The organism is Flavobacterium sp. PL002 (genome assembly GCF_054165825.1).
The window spans coordinates 735,217-757,767 of the sequence record NZ_CM135110.1 but is presented as its reverse complement, the minus strand read 5'-3'; the positions used below and the strand labels follow the sequence as shown (position 1 = coordinate 757,767).

The following is a 22,551-nucleotide window of genomic DNA, read 5'->3' as shown; positions in this document are numbered from 1 at the left end:
ATAATCTATTATGAAAAAGATTTCTATACTTTCAATGGCCTTAGTAATGGCTATGGGTTCACTGTTTACAAGCTGTGATGCTGTAAAAAACACAAATAACACTCAAAAAGGTGCTGGAATAGGTGCCGTAGCTGGAGCGGTGCTAGGTGGAGTTCTAGGAAACAACTTAGGTAAAGGTGGTAATACTGCTGTAGGTGCCGTTCTAGGTGGAGTTGTTGGTGGAGTTGCCGGTGGTGTCATTGGTAATAAAATGGACAAACAAGCAAGACAAATTGATCAAGCAATTCCTGGTGCAGAGGTAGAAAGAGTAGGAGAAGGGATCAAATTAGTATTGAATGAAAATGCAGTACGTTTTGATACTAACAAATCTAGTCTAACTGCTGCTGCAAAAGCGAATTTAGATAAATTAATACCAGTATTTCAAGAATATGCTGATACTAACATAACTATTTTTGGATATACTGATAGTTCAGGACCTGCTGATTTTAACTTGAAACTTTCAGGTGAAAGAGCAGCTTCAGTAAGAGATTACTTAGTGTCTAAAGGATTAGTTTTAGGTAGATTTACAGTAACTGGTTTAGGTATTGCTGACCCAATTGCAACAAATGAAACTTCAGCTGGTAAAGCGCAAAACCGTCGTGTTGAATTTGCTATTACTGCAAATGAAAAAATGCAACAAGACGCTCAAAAAGAATCAGGAAACTAAGCAATTTTCTTTTTTTTTATAACATAAAAAAGTCGTTTCGTTTTAGGATGAAACGACTTTTTTTATTTTAATTATCATTTCATTTCCGTTATTTCTAGTAAAGAAATCTATCTTTGTATCCTTAAAATTTCATATCATAAAAATGCTTCAAGTTCAAAACATCTCTTTTGGTTATAACGAAAAACCCGTTTTAAAAAACATCAATTTCACTATTGAAAAAGGTCAGAATATTGCTGTTATTGGTGAAAGTGGTTGTGGTAAAAGTACTTTACTAAAACTAGTTTATGGCTTGTATGATTTAGATGAAGGAGCAATTACATGGGGCGATAAAAAGGTTACTGGGCCTAAATATAACTTGGTTCCTGGAATGCCTTTTATAAAATATCTTGCCCAGGATTTTGATTTAATGCCGTACACTACAGTTGCTGAAAACGTGGGTAAGTTTTTATCTAATGGTTTTAACGCCTTGAAAAAACTACGTGTCGAACAGTTATTAGAAATGGTCGAAATGACCGAATTCGCAAACGTTCAGGCCAAATATTTAAGTGGAGGACAGCAACAACGTGTGGCACTAGCAAGAGTTCTTGCTAATGAACCTGAAATTTTATTGCTAGACGAACCCTTTAGTCATATTGATAACTTTAGAAAAAACGCTTTAAGACGTAATTTGTTTGCTTATTTAAAGACCAAAGGAATTACATGTATTGTAGCCACTCATGATAGCACAGATGCATTGTCCTATGCTGATGAAACAATCGTTTTACAAAACGGAATGATGGTAGACAAAGCCAACTCATTTAGTTTATATAACAACCCAATAAATAAATATGTTGCTTCTCTTTTTGGAGAGGTAAACGAGTTGAAATTATCTCAGTTAGTTCCTGTTGACGGTGCCGATGAAACAGTTTTGTTATATCCTAACCAATTAAAAGTGGTCGATAACGGGATGCTTAATGCGGTGGTGAAACAGTCGTATTTTAAAGGCGGTTATTATTTAATAAAAGCAGTCTTTGATAGAAAAGTAATTTTCTTTGAACATGACCGTCCGTTGCCAGTCAATGAGACAGTGACACTAATGATTTCATAAATATAAAATGCTTTCAGAAACGAGTATTCTGTGGGTGTTTTAAACCACATTTTAAAATGAAATTATTATCGGTACTATTTTTATCGAAAATAATTCAAACGAACAAAATTTTAGACAATAATTATTTTACTGAATGCCTAGTAGATTAGTAAGATTATAGTTGTTTTTATTGGTTGAATAAGCAATTTGTTACTTTTGAAAAACTAGGGGTAAATTCACTAGTTTCTCTTAAAAAATTGCTATTTGTTAAAAAATCAGTAATTTGTACGTTTATATTTTAAAGTATTTTTAAATTTGCAATCTTATTTTAATAAAACAACAATATGTATCATTCAAAAATTGCGGGATTAGGATATTACGTTCCTTCCAATGTTGTAACTAACGATGATTTAACAAAAATCATTGACACAACAGACGAGTGGATTCAGGAACGAACTGGTATTGAGGAGAGAAGACACATTATAAGAGGAGAGGATACAACTACATCTATGGGAGTTAAGGCTGCTGAAGTAGCTATTGAACGCTCTGGTGTGGCTAAAGAAGATATTGATTTTATAGTTTTTGCTACATTAAGTCCAGATTACTATTTTCCTGGGCCAGGTGTACTTGTACAACGTGATTTAGGTTTAAGAACAATAGGTGCTCTTGATGTAAGAAATCAATGTTCGGGGTTTATTTATGCGTTATCTGTTGCAGATCAGTATATTAAAACCGGAATGTATAAAAATATTTTGGTAATTGGTTCTGAGGTGCATTCTACAGGTTTAGACATGACGACTCGTGGACGCGGTGTATCAGTAATTTTTGGTGATGGAGCTGGAGCAGCTGTTTTAAGTAGAGAAGAAGACTTGACTAAAGGAATTCTTTCTACACATTTACACTCTGAAGGGCAACATGCCGAAGAATTAGCACTTATTGCACCAGGAATGGGAGCAAGATGGGTGACGGATATTATTGCAGACAATAATCCTGATGATGATAGTTATTTTCCACATATGAACGGACAGTTTGTATTTAAAAATGCTGTAGTTCGTTTTGCTGAGGTAATTAATGAAGGGCTTGAAGCCAATAATCTAAAGGTGTCTGATATTGATATGTTGATTCCGCATCAAGCAAACTTGAGGATTTCTCAGTTCATACAAAAGAAATTTGAGCTTACGGATGACCAAGTTTTTAATAACATTCAAAAATACGGAAATACAACTGCTGCTTCTATTCCAATTGCTTTAACCGAAGCATGGGAAAAAGGGAAAATTAAATCTGGAGACACTGTAGTTTTGGCTGCTTTTGGAAGTGGATTTACTTGGGCAAGTGCGGTTATTAAATGGTAATTTTATACCAATAAAAATATCCTTTTCAAATATAAAAAAACCCGAAGTCATCATGACTTCGGGTTTTTCTTTGGGTAACCTTATTTTTATAGTTAGTTTATAGAACGCCGCCTCCTTGGCTTTCATTTTTGTCTCTTTGTTTTCTTTCAGCGGCTTTATTTTTTCCACTTCCAAAACGGTAATTAAATCCTAAATACACTGTTTGACTTTCCCAATTAAACTGCCCGTTTGTTTTGTAGGGTTTGTCATTATTAAAAGCAAAACGCATGGTGTTAAATACATCACTAAAACGAGCACTAACCGTTCCATTTCCTTTTAGAACAGTATAACTTGTTCCAATATCCATTTTCCACATGTTAGCAACGTTAAACTGAATACTGCGTTCTCTTCCTCTGTACATGGCAAACAACTGCACACGCAAATCTTTGGTTGGTTTAAAAGTATTGTTGATTCGGGCATTAAAAGTGGTGGCATCTATTGTTTCAAATTCGTAGTTTCCAGGAGTAATTTCGATTGTTCCTTTAATTTTCCTTTGATAAGCATCTAAACTAACGTTAGCGCTCCACCATTTTTTAAAATCTAAATTTCCTGACACCTCAATTCCGTAGGCGTTATTGTTGTCAAAATTGGCATAGGATAACACTTGTTTGTTTGGATTTTCTAAATTGGTAAAAAGTACTCTATTGATTTCGTCTTCAATTTTTCTATAAAAAACGCCTGAAGTAATCGAACCTATTTTTGTTTTTCTAGTATAATTCAATTCAAAGGAGTTGGTGAATTGCGGTACAAGATTTGGGTTTCCTTCTGAATCTAATGTTGCTGTACTCCATTCTCTAATTGGGTTCACTTGATCAATACTTGGTCGGTCTACGCGTCGTGAAAAGCTTAAATTAAAGGAGTTGTTTTCACTAGGGTTGTAATTCAAGAAAGTAGAAGGGTATATACTTAAAATGTCGTCGTTAAATTTTCCGTTAGCTTCAGCCACTTGTTGAAATAAAGCATCAACATTATATTGCTCCAAACGCGCTCCTGCTTGAAAACTCCATTTTTTCCACTGTTTACCCAGTGTAGCATAACCTGAGTAGATATTTCGATCATAAGTAAAATTAGAACCATAGACTTGGTCTCTAAATAAATTGTTATCTGTAGTTTCTTCTCTAAGTTCTAAACCCAATTCTAATTTTATGGTTTCACTCAATGGATTCACATAGTCAAGATTCACAATGGTACTTTTGCTAAGTACACGCACATCATTAATGAAAGAGTTAATAAGTGTATTGTTGTCTTTATTTAAGTTGGTGTAAATTGCATTTTCACGACTGTCATCTTCACCATAATTAGCTTCAAGCTCTAGATTGTGACCTTCTTTTTTGAAATTTACTTTGTAATCAAAATTATACGTTTGACCTTGATTGTCTTGACTATTTTGATAGGGTTGTAACAAGTCTACATTTGTGGTGTTAGAAACATAATCTACTGAGGTACTTCCTAAACCTTTTGAATTAAAAAATACTTGATTGGTATAAAATGATAAGGTATTGTTGTCGTTGAGGTAATAATCTACACCTACTTTAGCAAGATGAGAGGTGTTTAAGTTATCAAATTGAAAATGCTGTGTGTTTTCTTTGTCTTCTTCCTCGCTTACAATTACTCCTCTATTAAGCCGCTTGCCGTGATTAAGCCCATAATTACCATAAAAATTAAATTTTCCGTTGCGATAGTTTAGGTCGAAAGCTGAATTTACTTTGGGTGTTTTTCCAAATGTGATTCCGTTATTGATACTGCCATTAAAACCTATTTTGCTGTTTTTATTCAATACGATATTGATAATTCCGCTCATTCCTTCTGGGTTGTATTTTGCCGATGGATTGGTAATCAACTCAATTTGTTTGATAGATGCTGACGGAATTTGTTGCAGTATTTGCGATGCGTCAATCGTAGATGGTTTTCCGTCTATTAAAACTTTTACATTTGAGTTTCCTCTTAAACTAATCGCGTTTGTTTGCGGATCAATACTTACTGAGGGAATGTTATTCATTATTTCGCTGGCTGTTGCTCCAGTCGAAATTAAGTCTTTGCCCACATTAATGATTTTTCGATCTATTTTTTGAACAATAGTCGATTTCTCACTTACGATATTAACGCCTTGCAATTCAATCGCATTTTCTTGAAGTGATATGGTACCCAAATCCAGGTTTTTATTATCGCTTGACAAAGTGATGGTTTTTAAAATCGTTTTGTAACCCATAAACTGAATTTCGACATTGTAATTCTTTAAATCTAAATTTTTGATGTAAAAAATTCCCTTTTCAGAAGTGACTCCAGCTGTGATTAACTTGTTAGCCTCTTTGATCACAACGTTCACATAAGGAAGTGGTTCGCTTGTTTTTTGGTCGATGATTTTACCCGAAATACTTCCTTGTTTTTCTAAAAGATTGGCTGTGACTGCATTTTGCGCTTGCATGGAAACTAAGGTTCCAAAAAAGCATACTAATAATAGTTTGATTTTCATGATTGATGATTTTTGATTGAATATTTGATTGATTTTTCAAAGGTATTGTTTTTATCATAATATTATGTATTGCATAGTACTGTTTTATATAATTTATTTTTAAAAATTGTACGCTTATTTACTTCAAAGACTGTTTTTACAACGCTTTGTTACTTATAAAATAAAAAAGTAAAAATGAAAATAAATTAATAAACAAGGAAAAGGATTACAGTTTTGTTTGTCTTTTGTAGATTTGGAATTAAGAAAAGTCAGCAAATGACTTTTAAATTGAAACGAAATGCAATGCTGTTTTTAAATTTAATTTGGCTGAAAAGCCAATCCTAAAGAGTGGCTGGGTAACTTTCGATAAATAAAAGGCGCTTTTTTTACTTTTTTGAAGCCTAATACTACTTTTTTGCGAACATATTAGTTAATTAGAATTATCTTTGCACTCTAAAATTATATTCATGACATTACCAGAAATTCTTACACCTTCTATTGAGAAAGCAATTCAGACTTTATTTGACGTTACTATTGACAAAGTTGAATTTCAAACTACTCGCAAAGAATTTGAAGGGGATATAACAATGGTTATTTTTCCTTTATTGAAAGTAATTAAAAGTAATCCTGTAGAATTAGGAAATAAAATAGGGAACTACTTAGTCGAAAACCTTGATGAGGTAAGTAGATTTAATGTTGTTTCTGGTTTTTTAAACATAGTGATATCAGATGCTTATTATCTGAATTTTTTCAACGGAATCAAAGACGAATCAAAGTATGGTTTTGTTACTCCTAATCCAGATGACAAAGCGATTATGGTGGAGTATTCTTCGCCAAATACCAATAAACCCTTGCATTTAGGTCACGTACGTAATAACTTATTAGGTTATGCTGTTGCTGAAATTATTAAGGCTTCAGGTAAAAAAGTGTACAAAACCCAAATTATTAACGACCGTGGAATCCATATTTGTAAGTCGATGTTGGCTTGGCAGAAATTTGGTAACGGAGAAACTCCTGAAAGTACTGGTTTAAAAGGGGACAAATTAGTAGGGAACTATTATGTTGCATTTGATAAAGCTTATAAAGAACAAATTGCTCAGTTAATGAGTGACGGTAAAACAGAAGAAGAAGCAAAAAAACAAGCACCAATTATTATTGAGGCGCAAGAAATGCTTCAAAAATGGGAAGCTGGAGATGCTGCTGTAAAAGAATTGTGGGCAAAAATGAACCAATGGGTTTATGATGGTTTTGCTATTACTTATAAAAATTTAGGAGTTGACTTTGATAAATATTACTACGAAAGTAATACGTATTTATTAGGGAAAGATGTAGTAAACATAGGTCTGGAGAAAGGTATTTTTGAAAGAGATCCTGACGGTTCAGTTTGGATTGATTTGAGTGATGAAGGTTTAGACCGTAAAATTGTACTGCGTTCTGACGGAACTGCGGTTTACATGACACAAGATATAGGAACGGCTATTCAACGTGTAAAAGACATGGCAGATGTAGGCGGAATGGTTTATACAGTAGGGAATGAGCAAGATTATCACTTTAAAGTGTTGTTCTTAATCCTTAAAAAATTAGGTTTTGATTGGGCTTCAAGCTTGTATCACTTATCCTACGGAATGGTTGATTTACCTTCTGGAAAAATGAAAAGTCGTGAAGGTACAGTGGTAGATGCTGATGATTTAATGCAAGAAATGACGAGTACAGCTCAAAAAATTTCTGAAGATTTAGGAAAACTTGATAGTTACTCTGATGAAGAGAAAACAAATTTGTACAATACAATTGGTTTAGGAGCGTTAAAATATTACATTTTAAAAGTTGATCCTAAAAAGAGAATCCTTTTTAACCCAGAAGAATCTGTAGATTTTGCTGGAAACACAGGGCCTTTTATTCAATATACCTACGCAAGAATTCAGTCTATCATTCGTAAAGCTAATTTTGACTTTTCTAACAATTCAGGAATGGTAAGTCTTCATGAAAAAGAAAAGGAATTATTGAAACAAATTGAGTTATTCCCTGAGGTGATTCAAAATGCAGCTCATAATCATAGTCCTGCTTTATTAGCTAATTTTACTTATGATTTAGTTCGTGAGTACAATTCTTTCTATCAAGCAGTGCCTATTTTAGGAGAAGAGGAAATGAGTAAAAAAGTTTTTAGAGTACAACTTTCTAAAAAAGTAGCTAATATTATTGCTGCTTCTTTTAGATTACTTGGAATCAATGTTCCAGAACGCATGTAATTATTACATACTATTTAACTGTTTAATGTTTTAAAGTGAATACAACGAAAAGTTATTTTTTTCAATCATTTTTGATTATTCTTTTAGCCACACTATTTTTTATAGGAATAAAAGAAGTATTACCCAAACAACTTTTTTCTGAAAAGGAAGCTGGTACTAAAAACGTACTTATCGATAGTATGTTAATTGATGCAATAAATGCAGATAAGAATATAGAGCAACAAGGAGTAATGGGTGATTCTATTACTCCTGGTGCTACTGATTCTCTGGGTAATCCTATCCTTAATCAGCAAGTTGCGAGTAGTTCAAACCTAGGAGTTGTATTTTCGGGTGAATCTTACGAAAACTACAATGGAACGCAATTTTTAAGCGCGTTCTATGAAAAGTTATTCCAAATAGAAACCAACCACAAAGGAAAAGTTCGGATTGCCTATTTTGGCGATTCAATGACTGATGGCGATTTTATCGTTCAAGATTTCCGTAGTGAATATCAAAATAAATTTGGCGGTGAAGGAGTTGGTTTTGTTGCGATAACTTCTGAGTCAGCATCATCGCGTAGTTCTGTAACGCACCAGTATTCTAAAAACTGGAAAATGCAATCGTACTTGAATGTTAAAAATCCCATTAGGCCATTTGCTGTAAATGGTCATGTGTTTTTTGCAAATGATACAATAAATAAAACCTGGGTTAAATACCAAGCAGGAAGAGGTAAAAATACCTCTCAGTTAAATAACCCTACGTTGTTCTACGGAAGTGCTGCCAATCAAAATGGTTTTATTTCGTACCAAATTAAGAACGATACGATTATTAAAAAATTAAATCCTACTAAGATTTTAAATACTATTCAGCTTGCGCCAAATAACTTACAAGCTGTTACTATTGCTTTTAAGAAAGCAAAATCGATTCCTATTTACGGAGTGAATTTTGATAACGGAAAGGGAGTTCACGTTGATAATTTTTCGCAACGTGGAAATTCTGGAATTCCAATATCTAAATTTGATGTGCCTTTAATGAACGCTTTTCAGCAGAAGTTAGGTTACGACCTGATTGTATTGCATTATGGGACTAATGTTTTAAAATACGGAACGTTGGATTTTAGTTGGTATGATAAAAGTATGACTAGAACGGTTGAGCGTTTGCAAAAAAGTTTTCCTGGAGCGGCTATTTTAATTATTTCTACTGCAGATAAGTCGTCTAAATATGATGCAGTTATGAAAACAGATTCCGCTGTGGTGCCACTTACCAATTCTCAAAAGAGGTATGCCGCAAAAACAAAATCAGCATATATCGATTTGTATAAATTAATGGGAGGTGATGGTTCTATGGCAAAATGGGTAGAGCAAGATCCGCCTTTAGCAAATAAGGATTATACCCATTTTAATTTTAGAGGAGCTAAAAAAATTGGCGGTATGTTATTCCAAGAATTAGATAAAGGATACGAAAAATACAAGCTTTTGCGAAAGCGAGCAAATCCAATAAATCAAAATACTACTGCTGTGAAAATCAAATCAGATAGTATTACAAACAATCAAGAAAGTACCAATGGGCAATAAATTATATCTATTATTTTTAATTGGGTTCATTAGCTTTAAAGGCTGTTCGCAAACAAAGGATACCACTGACACTACTGTAACTATGGACGAAAACATTAGCACCAAATCGGTTTCTCATTCATATAACGATGAAAATGGAATTCAGAATAGTATTGAAATAGCCTCTTTTTTAGCCAAGCTAAAGCAGTTAAAAAAGGACAATTCAGGTCAAATTAATATTGTACATATTGGGGATTCTCATATTCAAGCAGATTTGATGACCAATGAGATTCGGGAGAATTTGCAAGATTATTTTGGTAATGCAGGTAGGGGTTTTATTTTTCCGCATAATTTGGCTAAAACCAATGGATCATCTGATTTTCGATTTTCATCAAATGTAATCTGGAAAAACTATAGAAACATTTTCCCAGATAATGGAGATCCCATTGGACTGAGCGGGATTTTATTAAGTACTAATTCTAAAAAATTAGTATTGCAATTAAATGCTAAAGAAGCTGCAAATGATTTTAATACTATAAAAATCATTACACCAGAGAATAAAGATTTATTTGAAATAGCAACTTCTAAAGAAGCCATTATTTTAAAATCTACTGCGCCTAAAGTGATTGTTCATAAGATTAAAAGAGGCGAAACTATATCAGAAATTGCTGAGAAATATAGTATCACTACAGCACAATTAAAAAAAGCAAACGGATTAAAATCAACCCGAATCGCTTTTGGTAAAACCTTAAAAATCCCTACTAAGGAAACTAAGGAAGTGTCAGTTTCAGAGTCTTATTTTAAACCGTTAGATTTATTAGCTACTAATAATTACCATTATTACCACTCTGATGAAGCTTTGCGTAAAATATATTTGTTACCTAATAAAGAACAATCAGATTATGTATTAAGCGGTGTTGTGTTAGAAAATGACAAACCTGGTATACTATACCATAACCTAGGAGTTAACGGAGCTAAATTTTCTGATTACAATAAATATCCTTTGTTTTTTGAGCAATTAAAAGGATTACAACCTGATTTAATAGTTGTTTCTTTTGGTACTAATGAGTCTTACGGGAAATTTACCAATGAGGAGTTCATGAGCCAATTAGAACTGTTTATAAAAAATGTAAAAAAGACCAATCCTAATTCAGCAATTTTAGTTTTGACGCCGCCACCGTCCTTTTTAGCACATCATAAATTAAATACAATTGTTGATGGTTATTGTGATGAAATTAAAAAAGGAGCGATTCAAAATCAATATGCAGTATATGATTTGTATTCCCAACTAGGAGGTTTGCACGGAGTAGAGAAAAACTTTAAAAACGGAATAATTGCTGCCGATAGAGTGCACTATACCGTTGCAGGATATCAATTACAAGGTACCTTAGTGTCAGACGAGATTATTAAATCATTTCTTAATTATAATAAGTAATAATAAGTGGATATTTTATCAGCATTACAAAATTGGTTCATGCAAACTTATGGACAAATTTCACTAGATGAAATTGGGAATTGGTTTGTTTACAATCCTAAAGAGCCTATTTTATTTAATACGGCTTTCTTTCTAGGAGTGTTCTTAGTTTTTTATCCTATTTATATTTTAACGACAAAAGTAAGTTCACGTATATATCGTAATATTTATGTGTTTGCCTTTTCGCTATTTTTCTATTATAAGTCAAGTGGTGTTTATTTTTTATTATTACTTTTTTCGGGAGTAATAGATTTTACTTTAGCCAAGTTTTTATACCAAGAAACAAACGAGCGTTTCCGGAAATTTTTCATTATCGTCAGTGTGCTTTTTAATTTGGGTTTTCTAGGTTATTTTAAGTATGCTAACTTTATGATTGTGAGTTATAATGGACTATTTGAAGGACATTTATCGTTGCAGAATATTATTCTTCCTGTTGGGATTTCGTTTTATACTTTTCAGTCAATGAGTTACATTATTGATATTTATAGAAGAGAATTAGAGCCTACAAAGAACTTTTTTGACTACATGTTTTTTGTGTCTTTCTTTCCACAATTAGTCGCAGGGCCTATTGTAAGAGCATCTGAGTTTATTCCGCAAATTTATAAAAAGACAACACTATCTCGTTCTGACGTCAATAATGCCTTGTTTATGATTATAGGGGGATTGATAAAGAAAACAGTAGTTTCTGATTATATCTCGTTGAATTTTGTTGATCGTGTTTTTGATGCGCCAAAGAGTTATACCGCCTTTGAAAATTTAATGGCTGCCTATGGATATACGTTACAAATTTATTGTGACTTTTCAGGATATTCTGATATGGCCATTGGTATTGCTTTGTTAATGGGCTTTAAACTGTCAACAAACTTTGTAACGCCCTATAAGTCGGCTTCTATTACTGAATTCTGGAGACGATGGCACATCTCGTTATCCACATGGTTGCGTGATTATTTATACATCACAATAGGAGGGAATCGCAGTGGCTCATTTGCTGGATTTTTATTCCCGTCAGTATTTTTTGGAGGGTTATTAATTTATGGGTTTTTACAATTTGCTGTTTCACCTATTCCATTAATTATAGGTATTGTAGCTGCAATTGTCTTTATCCTGACAATAGTTTTTTCTAAAAATTCAGAAAAGACAATGTATACCAATGTCAATATGATGACCACAATGTTGTTAGGCGGTTTCTGGCATGGTGCCAGCGTTCGTTTTATTGTTTGGGGTGCTTTGCATGGTTTGGCTTTGGCAGTCAATAAAGTTTTTGCCGAATATTTTCCTGATAAAAAAGGAGCAAAGTGGACAATTAATAAGGGGTTTTTTCATGTGATTTCTGTTTTAATCACCTTTCATTTTGTTGCTTTCTGTTGGATTTTCTTCCGTGCAGGGACTTTTGCAATAGCATTAGATGTATTAAATTCTATACAGCAAGTAACTTTTGATCCATCACAGTGGTGGGTTATTGCTCAAGGATATGAAAACGTATTTATTGTAATGCTTTTTGGTTTTGCTTGGCATTTTCTTCCTGCAAGAATAGTCGAATTCAATAAATCAATCTTTGATAAAATGCCTATTGTATTTAAAGCTTTTGCATTAGCTATGACATTTTGGGTGGTGTATGCAACCTCTACAAGTGGGCCACAACCATTTATTTATTTCCAGTTTTAATACTTGATAATAATATATAAAAACACCCGATAATTACAAGATTATCGGGTGTTTTAGTAACTAACTCAGTTGTAATGATTATTTATCTGCAATAAAACTGTCAATGATGGCATCAGTTTCTGCTTTAGTAGCGGTAGGTTTTAAATCAAATAAATGGGCGTAAAGGGGTTTGTTAGAAACTTTTTTCTCTAAGGTAAGATCTTTGTTTTCTGCAAAAACAGTTTGCCATTTAGTTCTAACATTCTTCCATAAATCGTTATTCTCTTTCCACCAGTTTTGCGCCGCAATACATTTAGCATCTGTTACTTTTGTATACGTATCAATCCCTTTTTCTTGAGCTAGTACTACATCTTTTCCATTTTCATTACGTACTATTTTATCATTATCTTGTTCGTGTAACCATCCCGTAGCTGTAATTTCATGAATGTTTCTTCTTTTTAAGATGTTGTAATCATCACGTTTAGTATATTCTCTTCTTGGTAACGGCGCATCGGTAGTATTCTTCCAGTAATCTTTACCGTCAATATGAACCCAACTTGCGGTTCCTTCATATCTTGGACTATCGTCTACTTGAAATACTTTTTGAGTCCATTGTCCTTTTACTTGCTCTTTTGGTAATTTTATGTATTTCCAATTGTTCTCTTTATTGTAGCTGTATAAATCTGTATTCTGGAACAACCAATCTTGCCTCCAGTGTTTTATAATCATGTCATCACTTACAATTAATAGGTGCTGTAGCATTAACTTGTTTGGTGTTTCCTCGACTAATTCTACCCATTCTAAACCATAATCGTGCTTAGTTTTTGAGGGTTTATAATTGGCAGTATCTTTTGAATATTGGAAGGTTTCTGCAAAATTAAATTTCACCTCATAACAACCACACATAGCTTTTATTGATTGTATGTCTTTTTGTTTTTTATCATTTTGACTGTGACTTATTAAACAGTTTAAAGAGATGGTTGCTGCAAGGAGTAGCTTTTTAGTAATCATAATTTTTAGAATTATTTAATTAAATTTTTTTACAAATATATTATATTTATTTAGAATAAATAAAAATAATATATACATTTGCGGTCTTATTAAGATTAAATAAAAATAATGAAATTAAAAATAACTTTATTTGTGACTCTCTTTTTATATGGAACAACTTTCGGTCAAGTCAGGGATAGTATCTCGTCAATAGAGAAATTATCTGAGGTCGTAGTTACTGGTCAATTTGAACCACAATCAATAAAAAAGGCAGTTTTTAATGTTCGTGTTATTTCAAAAGAAGACATCAAGCAATTAGCGGCAACTAATTTATCAGATGTTTTAAATCAGTATTTAAACATTACCGTAACACCAAGCGGAACTGATGGACGATCTACTGTTTCATTATTTGGTTTAGATGCACAATATTTTAAAATTTTGATTGATAATGTACCTCTTGTAAGCGAGGCCGGTTTAGGAAATAATACTGATTTATCACAAATAAATTTGAATGATGTGGAGCAAATAGAGATTGTCGAGGGTTCAATGGGAGTTGCCTATGGGGCAAATGCAGTAAGCGGTGTATTGAATATTATAACCAAGAAATCAGCAATTAACAAATGGAATATATCTGCAGCTGTTCAGGAAGAAACTGTAGGGAATGAATTTGCTTTATTTGATAAAGGCAGGCACATACAATCATTAAGTATAAATCATTCTATTGATAAATATTGGTTTGCAAGTGCTGCACTTAATCGGAATGATTTTCAGGGATTTTTAGACAATAAAAAAGGTAAAGATTATTCTGAGACTGATTTTAACCGTGGATACAGTTGGCTTCCTAAAGAACAATTGAATGGAACAGCACTTGTTGCATATAAAAAAGATGCTTTCAGAATTTTTTACAAATTTGAATTTTTAGACGAAACAGTAGCGTATTACAATAGCACCGTACAATCAGGATACAATGCTCAATTGGGATCCTATCGGTATACGAATGATAAAAGGTATATGACAAATAGGTATTTTCATAATGTGAATGCTACAGGGAAAATATTTTCTAAATTGAATTATAACGTGTCACTCTCTCATCAAAAACAACAAAGAGAAGTTGCTGATTTTAAGTATTATTTATTTTCTCAAACGGAAGCGGATAATAGTAGTATTAAAGATCAATCCATGGAAGTATTGTATTCTACGGGAACATTAAGTAATATTTTCAATAGTAAAATTATTGATCTACAATTAGGTTATGAAATAGTTAATAACAATGGCTTTTCACTGATACAAGAAGCAAATAATAGCATTGTTCCTATTCGAAAAAGACTAAATAATTATGATTTCTTTGTCTCTTCAGAGATCAATATTTTTGAAAAAATGGCTATACGACCAGGTATTCGAATTTCATCTCAATCACAATTTGAAAATCAATATGCATCTTCATTAGGATTGCGCTATTCTTTTGAAAAAGGAATTGATTTTCGAATGTCTTACGGGAAATCATTTCGCACACCTACTTTTAACGAGCTGTATTCCAAACAAATTTTTGACGGTCATTTCTTTACAGGTAACGAGAGTCTAGTTCCTGAGCAAAGTACTTCTTATGAAACGAGTCTTAAGAAAACTACTAATTTGTATTCAGGTGTACAACTTTCAAATACAGTAACTGCTAGTTTTTTAAATGTTAAGGATCGAATTGATATGGCATTAATTGGCTTTAATGAAGACACTGGCAATCCGATGTACCAATACATTAATATCAGTACGTATAAAATGTGGAATGTTTCAACGATGAATCAGTTTAAAAAAGGAGGTTTCAATTTTAATGTAGGCGCTTCTTTTATTGGGATCTCACAGGAAATAGACAATCAAGTTTATAGTTCAGATGATCGTTTTTTATATTCATTTAATATCAATAGTAGCCTTTCTTACACAATTCCAAAATGGAAAACTACTGTAGCGACATATTATAAATATAACGGAAAAACGCAACAGTTTATAGAAGGTAATTCAGCGTACGTGGTGTCTGAAATTGATGACAGCAACTGGTTGGACGTCTCTATTCAAAAAAGTTTTTTCAATGAAAAAATAGTCACCATCATAGGATCTAGAAATTTATTTAATGTTGGTAATGTTAATCAGTCAGGTGCAAATTTAGCAGCTGGTCATGCAACATCCTCTAATGTAATGCTTGCTTATGGGCGCTCTTATTTTATCAAATTTACGTATAACTTTAATTTTTAATATATATTTTAATACTATGAAAAAGACAATTTTTTCTTTGACATTCGCCTTATTAACACTTGCTTCGTGCTCAAATAATGAAGCAGACCCTATCGAGATAGCTACCGTTGGGGAGACTTTACAACCCAATGTGGGCGGTCCTAACGAACCCAATCAAGTTTATTTAGATTTAAGCACAGCAAAAATGGATGTTGTTGATAGAGCATCATGGGATTTCGGGTTTTCAAGCGGTTCTGATTTTAGAGTAGTCATTAATGGTGCCCTTAAAATGGCCGTAAAACAACTAGCTACTTCAGATATTAGTTTGCCACAAGAAATAAACAGTGCAGTAACAGTAGGGGCAGGAACTACCGCTTCTTCAAACGGATATGTAGACAACCCGACAGGAGTTTTACAAGGAGATGGAGCAGGACTTGGAACTGCTATTGCTGAAATTTCAGCTACAGAAGCTGACAATAAAGTGTATTTAGTTAATCTAGGATACGCAGTTTCAACAGAAACTCCAGTTGTAGGTTCTGTTAGTGTTGATGGGATTGCAAGAGGTTGGAAAAAAGTTAGAATTTTAAGAAACGGTACAGGTTATAAAATTCAGTATGCAGATTTAACAGCTACAACTTTTGAAGAAAAAATAATTGCTAAAGATGCGAATTTCAATTTTTCATTTTTTAGTTTAATTACTGAAAAAAATGTTGCAGTTGAGCCATTAAAAACAAAATGGGATTTGAACTTTACCATTTTTACAAATTATGTGAACTTTGGTTCAGAAGTGACTTATGGTTATTCTGATTTTATTGTTTCAAATACCAATGGAGGTACAAAAGTGTACCAAGTGCTAGAAGCTGATGGGGGATCTTATTTGGCTTTCGCCAAAGCAAATGTAGTTGAAGATAATTTTGTTTTTTCAAGTACTGATCAAAGAGTAATTGGTTCTAGTTGGAGGAGCGGTGGCGGACCGGGAACTTTACCAAGTATTAAAACAGATCGTTTTTATGTGGTAAAAGATGCTGCTGATAATTATTATAAAATAAAATTTCTAAGCATGACCAATGATGCTGGAGAAAGAGGAAATCCTATTTTAGAATATGCAATTTTAAATTAAAATTATGAAAAAGATACTACCTGTACTTAAAGTACTATTTAGCCTGATATTAGGAGGGATGATGATTTTTGGAGGAATCAAGAAATTTGATAAACCAGCTCCATCACCTACCGAAATTATTGAGACTGTAAAGAAAGGAGAAGAAGTAGCTCCTAATACCGAGATCCTAAAGATTAAAAATTACGTTTTCGGGATGAAACAAACTAATTACTTCTGGGAATTTTTAGGTTTTGTAGAAATCCTAGCTGGGGTATTATTAATAAGTCAGTTTTTCTCTTTATTGGGGGCAATAGTGGCGTTACCTGTAACCATTAATATATTCTTATTTCATTTGTTTCTAGAACCTAATGAAATTGGAGAGTTATTCCAGATGTTAGGATTGTTAATCATAAACTTAGCAATAATAGGCTTTAGTTATAAATTATGGAAACCTATTTTGATTAATAGGAACATATTACGATTGAGTTAGTTTCAGTGTTTTTTATTTTTATTTTTGAAAAGGTTAGATTCGTCTAGCCTTTTTTTGGTTTGGATAGTCAGTCAATTATTATTTAAGCTTGTTTTTAAGAGAATTTAAGTGGGTAAAACTTTGTTTCTTTGCTACTTTGACTCTTTGTACCTACAGAAGTTTGTATTATATTTGCAATTCCTAAAACAACAATTACATGTTCGATAATTTAAGCGATAAACTAGATAAAGCCTTTCATATATTAAAAGGGCACGGAAAAATAACTGAAGTAAACGTAGCCGAAACTTTGAAAGAAGTACGTCGCGCCTTACTTGACGCCGATGTGAATTTTAAAATTGCCAAAGATTTTACTACAAGAGTGAAAGAAAAAGCAATTGGACAAGACGTATTGACTACTTTGCAACCGGGGCAATTGTTAGTGAAGCTTGTAAAAGATGAATTAACAGAGTTGATGGGTGGTGATGTTGCGGGAATTAACCTTTCTGGTACACCTACTGTTATCTTGATGTCGGGTTTACAAGGATCAGGTAAGACAACTTTTTCTGGGAAATTAGCTAATTACCTTCAGACAAAAAAAGCTAAGAAACCACTTTTAGTTGCTTGTGATATTTATCGTCCGGCGGCTATCCAGCAGTTATACGTTGTAGGAGATTCTATAGGTGTTGAAGTTTATTCAGAACCAGAGAATAAAAATCCAGTTGAAATTGCTCAAAATGCAATCAAACACGCAAAAGCAAATGGTTTTAATGTTGTTATTGTCGATACAGCAGGTCGTTTAGCAGTAGATAAACAAATGATGGACGAGATTGCACTTGTTCACAAAGCAATACAACCACAAGAAACTTTATTTGTTGTGGATGCTATGACAGGTCAAGATGCGGTAAATACAGCAAAAGCGTTCAACGATATTTTGAATTTTGACGGAGTAATCTTGACTAAATTAGATGGTGATACACGTGGTGGAGCAGCGCTTTCGATCAAAACAGTAGTTAATAAACCAATTAAATTCGTAGGTACGGGTGAAAAAATGGATGCTATTGATGTATTCTATCCTGTACGTATGGCTGAACGTATCCTGGGAATGGGAGATGTGGTGTCTTTAGTTGAAAGAGCACAAGAGCAATTTGACGAAGACGAGGCAAGAAAGATTCAAAAGAAAATTGCTAAAAACGAATTTGGTTTTGATGATTTCTTATCACAAATTCAACAAGTGAAAAAAATGGGTAATATGAAAGACTTGGTTGGAATGATACCAGGTGCTTCTAAAGCCATGAAAGATGTAGAAATAGAAGATGATGCTTTCAAACACATTGAAGCAATTATCCACTCGATGACTCCAGCAGAAAGAAGCAAGCCTTCGCTTATTGATGTGAAAAGGAAAGCGAGAATTTCAAAAGGTTCTGGGACAAAAATCGAGCAAGTTAATCAGTTGATGAAACAGTTTGAGCAAATGAGCAAGATGATGAAAATGATGCAAGGACCAGGAGGTAAGAATTTAATGAAGATGATGGGCGGCATGAAAGGGATGCCAGGCGGAATGCCGAAATAATATTTTTTAAGGTTTAAGATTTCTACATGAAATTTTAAACCTTAAATTTTTGCTATAAATTTGAACAACAACTATATGGTTTTAAATTTTTTTAGTGCTTGTGAGGAAGGGCTTTTAAAATAACTTTAAGACTTTAAACTAAATTGAAATGCAACTATTAGACGGAAAAAAAACAGCAGAAGACATCAAGGGCGAAATTGCAATTGAAGTTCAAAAAATGATTAAAAATGGGGAGAAAGTACCTCACCTTGCAGCAGTTATCGTAGGTAATGATGGCGCAAGTTTAACTTATGTAGGAAGTAAAGTGAAAGCATGTGAAAGAGTAGGCTTTGAGTCTACTTTAGTAAAACTGCCAAGCACAACCTCTGAAACAGAACTGTTGAAGAAGATTAAGGAATTGAATGAGGATGAAAACATTGATGGTTTTATCGTTCAGTTGCCACTTCCAGTACAAATTGATGAGCAAAAGGTACTAATGGCTGTAGATCCAAGTAAAGATGTTGATGGGTTTCACCCTGAAAATTTTGGAAAAATGGCTTTAGATATGAGTACTTTTATTCCTGCTACTCCTTTTGGGATTTTAGAATTATTAGAACGTTACGGTGTAGAAACACAAGGGAAGCACACTGTGGTTATTGGGCGAAGCCATATTGTAGGGCGTCCTATGAGTATTTTAATGGGTAGAAAAGGATTTCCTGGAAACTCTACAGTTACTTTGACGCATAGTTATACTAAGAATATTGCGCAAATCACGACACAAGCTGATATTATTATTACAGCTTTAGGAGTGCCAAATTATCTTAAAGCCGAAATGGTAAAAGATGGAGCAGTAGTTATTGACGTGGGAATTACTCGTGTTGCTGATGAAAGTAAAGAAAAAGGATACGTTATTACAGGGGATGTTGATTTTGAAAATGTTAGTAAAAAAGCAAGTTTTATAACACCTGTTCCTGGAGGTGTAGGGCCCATGACCATTGCAATGCTAATGAAAAACACACTTTTGGCTAGAGAAATGAAAATGGCTAAAAAATAAGATTAAAGACAAACCTACTCACATAACGAGTAGGTTTTTTTTATATTAAAAAAAACTTAATTTTTAGGTTAACTAAAGTCTGTTTCGAAATAAAGAATACTTTTGCAACACTTAAAAATACAACTGTATAATGGACGATTATTATTCGGAAATGTTAAACTAATTATAGCCCTTGATCAATTTCAAGAGGCTATACTAATCTATAGAATTTTGAAATGAGAGCTTTTTACCAAAACAATAACGGATTAATAGCAGTTGAAAAATGGTTTCCTAACTGTTGGATAAACATAGAATGTCCGTCCCAAGACGAAAAAAGATATTTACTGGAGGAACTGCAAATTCCAGAGGCTTTTTATAATGACATTGAAGATATAGATGAAAGACCTCGTATTGAGGTAGAAAATGGCTGGACGCTTATTATTATGCGTATTCCAGTTAAAAGTAAAGACGTAAAACTTCCTTTTCATACCATTCCTGTTGGAGTTGTTTTTAAAGATGAAGTATGCGTTACTATCAGCTTTCATCAAACAGAAATGCTTACTGACTTTGTAAAGTATACTCAAAGAAAACACATTGATTCAAAAGATAATTTCGACCTAGTATTACGGTTGTTGTTATCGTCTAGCGTTTGGTATTTAAAATACTTAAAACAGGTTAATCAAAAAATTAGACTAGCCGAAGATAATTTGGAGAAATCCATAAAAAATGAAGAATTGCAAGCGTTATTACAAATAGAAAAGTGCTTGGTTTTCTTTATGACTTCTTTGAAAGGCAATGATATTTTGTTGCATCGAATAAAAAACATTAAGTCACAACGAGCAAATTACGACTCAGATTTATTAGAGGATGTTGAGATTGAATTGCGTCAGGCTCAAGAAACAACTAATATTTATAGTGATATATTAACAGGTACTATGGATGCTTATGCGTCTGTGATTTCTAATAATATGAATAATATTATGAAACAAATGACGTCTATTTCTATCATACTTATGATCCCTACAGTTATTGCGAGTTTTTATGGTATGAATGTGCCTAATTCTTTGCAGGACAATCCAATGGGGTTATGGATATTAGTGTTAGCTTCATTTTTACTATCTACTGTAGGTGTGTTTTTATTTAAACGAAGAAGATGGTTTTAATTGTTTGTTGATTGGCTTTTTTATTCGAATAATAAAAATTAGATATAACAAAAAAAAGAGAGGATACAATGGTGCATCCTCTCTTTGTATTTAAAACAAAATTACTTTTTAAATTAGTAACCTGCGTTTTGTTTTGTGTTTGCATTAGCATTAGTTTCTACTAATGGGATTGGGAAAGCGTATCTATAACTTCCAAAGACAATTGTACCTTTGTCGTCATAAGTTTGCTTTAAAACATCTGCAACTGGCATGTTTTGTTTTGTTCTTGCGATATCATCAAATCTAAATCCTTCAAAAGCTAATTCTTTACGACGCTCATTTAAGATGTCGTTAAGTGTAACGCTAGTATAAGCAGCAGCACCTCTATTTGTGGCAATTGAGTTAATCGAAGTTAAAACTGTTGCATCAGAATTATCAATCATGAAGGAAGCTTCAGCATTTACTAATACCATTTCTTCAAAACGAATTAAAGGCACATTTGATTCGAAAGCGATAAATTTACCCACGTTTCTTAATCTGTTTTTAGAATCAACAGCTAGCATTGAGCTCCCGCCTCTTACATCTGTTGTGCTAAATTGATTTTTGAAATTATCTAAAACAACAATATCTCCATAAGTAGTTTCAGCAAAGATATTATATAAACCATCAATTGATTCATTGTCATTATCTCTAAAAGCCAATTCAAATATTGAGTTTACCGGAGTAGGTGTAGTGTATGTAGCAACAAATTCACTTGTTAGAGCAATACGTGTTCCTTTTGCAGTAGCTTCAGTCATTGCAGTGTTAGATGCATCTTTAGCAATGGTCCAATCTTCAAAGTAAAGTGCTACTCTCGCCTTAATAGCATTTACAGCTGGAGTAGTTATGGTTTCTTTAGAACCGTCTAAATCAGTACTCATTAAAGATAATGCTTGGTCTAAATCAGCATAGATAAAATCTTTAACTTCACCTACAGTATTTCTTACTGGGCTTAAATTTTCGCTTTTAAATTCTGTTATGTAGGCAATTCCATTTGCAGATAAACCTCCGCCATTAACATTTTGTTGACCATAAAGACGAAGTAAGTCATAATGAGCTAATGCTCTTAATGTCAATGCTTGTCCTTTGTAATAGTTAATTTGATTAGTTTCTTCATCAGTAGTTCCTACAAGAGTAGCATTTATAACAATGTTACAACTTGCTACTACAGTATAAATTTGAGTGAAAGTATCTCTAGCGTAAGCGTCAGAATCTACCATGTCCATTGATCCAGGAGTTACAAAACGTCCTGAGTTACCATTTGAATAAGCGTTATCTGAGCGAACATCACCAAAAATTAATATATCACGACCATAATAAAATTTATCAGTCATTCTATTATAAGCTCCAGAAAGAATTAATCTTAAATCATTTACGGATGTAATTGTTACGACCTCTTTATTTACACTTAATGTTGGGTCTAAATCTTTATCATCACATGAAACTACTGCGAACAGTAATGACAATGCAATCACGCTTTTTGTTATTATTTTCAT

Annotated in this window: 16 protein-coding genes; 13 read left to right on the top strand and 3 right to left on the bottom strand. The window is 33.0% G+C overall.

Annotated features, from left to right (window positions below; genetic code table 11):
* Positions 1-10: 10 nt before the first annotated feature.
* The 3 genes from ACVEGE_RS03265 (at position 11) to ACVEGE_RS03255 (ending at position 3,124) form a co-directional block, all read left to right on the top strand.
* Positions 11-706 (top strand): OmpA family protein, encoded by a 696-nt coding sequence (locus tag ACVEGE_RS03265; RefSeq protein ID WP_173852783.1) that lies wholly within the window; start codon positions 11-13, stop codon positions 704-706.
* Between the two features lie 142 nt (positions 707-848).
* The gene (locus tag ACVEGE_RS03260) at positions 849-1,793 is read left to right on the top strand and encodes an ABC transporter ATP-binding protein (protein ID WP_173852784.1); all 945 of its coding nucleotides are present in this window, start codon (positions 849-851) and stop codon (positions 1,791-1,793) included.
* A 323-nt stretch (positions 1,794-2,116) separates the two neighbouring features.
* Positions 2,117-3,124 (top strand): 3-oxoacyl-ACP synthase III family protein, encoded by a 1,008-nt coding sequence (locus ACVEGE_RS03255; protein ID WP_173852785.1) that lies wholly within the window; start codon positions 2,117-2,119, stop codon positions 3,122-3,124.
* Positions 3,125-3,221: 97 nt separating this feature from the next.
* On the opposite strand, the gene ACVEGE_RS03250 is transcribed toward ACVEGE_RS03255, so the two are convergent.
* Positions 3,222-5,636, bottom strand: coding sequence for an outer membrane beta-barrel family protein (locus ACVEGE_RS03250; protein WP_192500187.1), 2,415 nt, complete (start codon positions 5,634-5,636; stop codon positions 3,222-3,224).
* Positions 5,637-6,082: 446 nt separating this feature from the next.
* Here ACVEGE_RS03250 and argS point away from each other — a divergent pair, with 446 nt between their 5' ends.
* The 4 genes from argS to ACVEGE_RS03230 are packed head-to-tail and all read left to right on the top strand — an operon-like array spanning position 6,083 to position 12,532.
* Positions 6,083-7,861 carry an arginine--tRNA ligase gene (gene argS / locus ACVEGE_RS03245; RefSeq protein WP_192500186.1) on the top strand — a complete coding sequence of 593 codons (1,779 nt, stop codon included), beginning with the start codon at positions 6,083-6,085 and terminating at the stop codon, positions 7,859-7,861.
* A gap of 35 nt (positions 7,862-7,896) precedes the next feature.
* Positions 7,897-9,414: an SGNH/GDSL hydrolase family protein gene (locus ACVEGE_RS03240; RefSeq protein WP_192500185.1), complete on the top strand. Its 1,518-nt coding sequence runs from the start codon at positions 7,897-7,899 to the stop codon at positions 9,412-9,414.
* Positions 9,404-10,828 (top strand): GDSL-type esterase/lipase family protein, encoded by a 1,425-nt coding sequence (locus ACVEGE_RS03235; protein WP_192500184.1) that lies wholly within the window; start codon positions 9,404-9,406, stop codon positions 10,826-10,828. The genes ACVEGE_RS03240 and ACVEGE_RS03235 overlap by 11 nt, the downstream gene beginning before the upstream one ends.
* A 39-nt stretch (positions 10,829-10,867) precedes the next feature.
* Positions 10,868-12,532 carry an MBOAT family O-acyltransferase gene (locus tag ACVEGE_RS03230; RefSeq protein ID WP_173852988.1) on the top strand — a complete coding sequence of 555 codons (1,665 nt, stop codon included), beginning with the start codon at positions 10,868-10,870 and terminating at the stop codon, positions 12,530-12,532.
* Between the two features lie 78 nt (positions 12,533-12,610).
* On the opposite strand, the gene ACVEGE_RS03225 is transcribed toward ACVEGE_RS03230, so the two are convergent.
* The gene (locus ACVEGE_RS03225) at positions 12,611-13,522 is read right to left on the bottom strand and encodes a DUF6607 family protein (RefSeq protein ID WP_192500183.1); all 912 of its coding nucleotides are present in this window, start codon (positions 13,520-13,522) and stop codon (positions 12,611-12,613) included.
* A 108-nt stretch (positions 13,523-13,630) separates the two neighbouring features.
* Between ACVEGE_RS03225 and ACVEGE_RS03220 the strand changes: the two genes are divergently transcribed.
* The 6 genes from ACVEGE_RS03220 to ACVEGE_RS03195 all read left to right on the top strand — a co-directional run bounded on the left by ACVEGE_RS03220 (position 13,631) and on the right by ACVEGE_RS03195 (position 21,037).
* Complete coding sequence (locus tag ACVEGE_RS03220) at positions 13,631-15,745, top strand: TonB-dependent receptor plug domain-containing protein (protein ID WP_192500182.1); 2,115 nt, start codon at positions 13,631-13,633, stop codon at positions 15,743-15,745.
* Between the two features lie 16 nt (positions 15,746-15,761).
* Positions 15,762-16,844, top strand: coding sequence for an HmuY family protein (locus ACVEGE_RS03215; RefSeq protein WP_173852792.1), 1,083 nt, complete (start codon positions 15,762-15,764; stop codon positions 16,842-16,844).
* A gap of 4 nt (positions 16,845-16,848) precedes the next feature.
* The gene (locus tag ACVEGE_RS03210) at positions 16,849-17,313 is read left to right on the top strand and encodes a DoxX family membrane protein (protein ID WP_173852793.1); all 465 of its coding nucleotides are present in this window, start codon (positions 16,849-16,851) and stop codon (positions 17,311-17,313) included.
* A gap of 196 nt (positions 17,314-17,509) precedes the next feature.
* On the top strand, positions 17,510-18,862 hold the full coding sequence (gene ffh, locus ACVEGE_RS03205) for a signal recognition particle protein (RefSeq protein ID WP_192500181.1): 1,353 nt from the start codon (positions 17,510-17,512) through the stop codon (positions 18,860-18,862).
* A gap of 148 nt (positions 18,863-19,010) precedes the next feature.
* The gene (locus tag ACVEGE_RS03200; RefSeq protein WP_173856563.1) at positions 19,011-19,895 is read left to right on the top strand and encodes a bifunctional 5,10-methylenetetrahydrofolate dehydrogenase/5,10-methenyltetrahydrofolate cyclohydrolase; all 885 of its coding nucleotides are present in this window, start codon (positions 19,011-19,013) and stop codon (positions 19,893-19,895) included.
* Positions 19,896-20,110: 215 nt separating this feature from the next.
* Positions 20,111-21,037 carry a magnesium transporter CorA family protein gene (locus tag ACVEGE_RS03195; protein WP_173856564.1) on the top strand — a complete coding sequence of 309 codons (927 nt, stop codon included), beginning with the start codon at positions 20,111-20,113 and terminating at the stop codon, positions 21,035-21,037.
* Between the two features lie 113 nt (positions 21,038-21,150).
* On the opposite strand, the gene ACVEGE_RS03190 is transcribed toward ACVEGE_RS03195, so the two are convergent.
* Positions 21,151-22,551 carry a RagB/SusD family nutrient uptake outer membrane protein gene (locus ACVEGE_RS03190; RefSeq protein ID WP_192500180.1) on the bottom strand — a complete coding sequence of 467 codons (1,401 nt, stop codon included), beginning with the start codon at positions 22,549-22,551 and terminating at the stop codon, positions 21,151-21,153.

Excerpts from the sequence above, each read along its gene's own strand:
- ACVEGE_RS03220 (WP_192500182.1), top strand. The coding sequence starts at position 13,631 with ATGAAATTAAAAATAACTTTATTTGTGACTCTCTTTTTATATGGAACA.
- ACVEGE_RS03250 (WP_192500187.1), bottom strand. The coding sequence starts at position 5,636 with ATGAAAATCAAACTATTATTAGTATGCTTTTTTGGAACCTTAGTTTCC.
- ACVEGE_RS03225 (WP_192500183.1), bottom strand. The coding sequence starts at position 13,522 with ATGATTACTAAAAAGCTACTCCTTGCAGCAACCATCTCTTTAAACTGT.
- ACVEGE_RS03260 (WP_173852784.1), top strand. The coding sequence starts at position 849 with ATGCTTCAAGTTCAAAACATCTCTTTTGGTTATAACGAAAAACCCGTT.
- ACVEGE_RS03200 (WP_173856563.1), top strand. The coding sequence starts at position 19,011 with ATGCAACTATTAGACGGAAAAAAAACAGCAGAAGACATCAAGGGCGAA.
- ffh (WP_192500181.1), top strand. The coding sequence starts at position 17,510 with ATGTTCGATAATTTAAGCGATAAACTAGATAAAGCCTTTCATATATTA.
- ACVEGE_RS03190 (WP_192500180.1), bottom strand. The coding sequence starts at position 22,551 with ATGAAAATAATAACAAAAAGCGTGATTGCATTGTCATTACTGTTCGCA.
- ACVEGE_RS03210 (WP_173852793.1), top strand. The coding sequence starts at position 16,849 with ATGAAAAAGATACTACCTGTACTTAAAGTACTATTTAGCCTGATATTA.
- ACVEGE_RS03230 (WP_173852988.1), top strand. The coding sequence starts at position 10,868 with ATGCAAACTTATGGACAAATTTCACTAGATGAAATTGGGAATTGGTTT.
- argS (WP_192500186.1), top strand. The coding sequence starts at position 6,083 with ATGACATTACCAGAAATTCTTACACCTTCTATTGAGAAAGCAATTCAG.
- ACVEGE_RS03215 (WP_173852792.1), top strand. The coding sequence starts at position 15,762 with ATGAAAAAGACAATTTTTTCTTTGACATTCGCCTTATTAACACTTGCT.
- ACVEGE_RS03235 (WP_192500184.1), top strand. The coding sequence starts at position 9,404 with ATGGGCAATAAATTATATCTATTATTTTTAATTGGGTTCATTAGCTTT.
- ACVEGE_RS03195 (WP_173856564.1), top strand. The coding sequence starts at position 20,111 with ATGAGAGCTTTTTACCAAAACAATAACGGATTAATAGCAGTTGAAAAA.
- ACVEGE_RS03255 (WP_173852785.1), top strand. The coding sequence starts at position 2,117 with ATGTATCATTCAAAAATTGCGGGATTAGGATATTACGTTCCTTCCAAT.
- ACVEGE_RS03265 (WP_173852783.1), top strand. The coding sequence starts at position 11 with ATGAAAAAGATTTCTATACTTTCAATGGCCTTAGTAATGGCTATGGGT.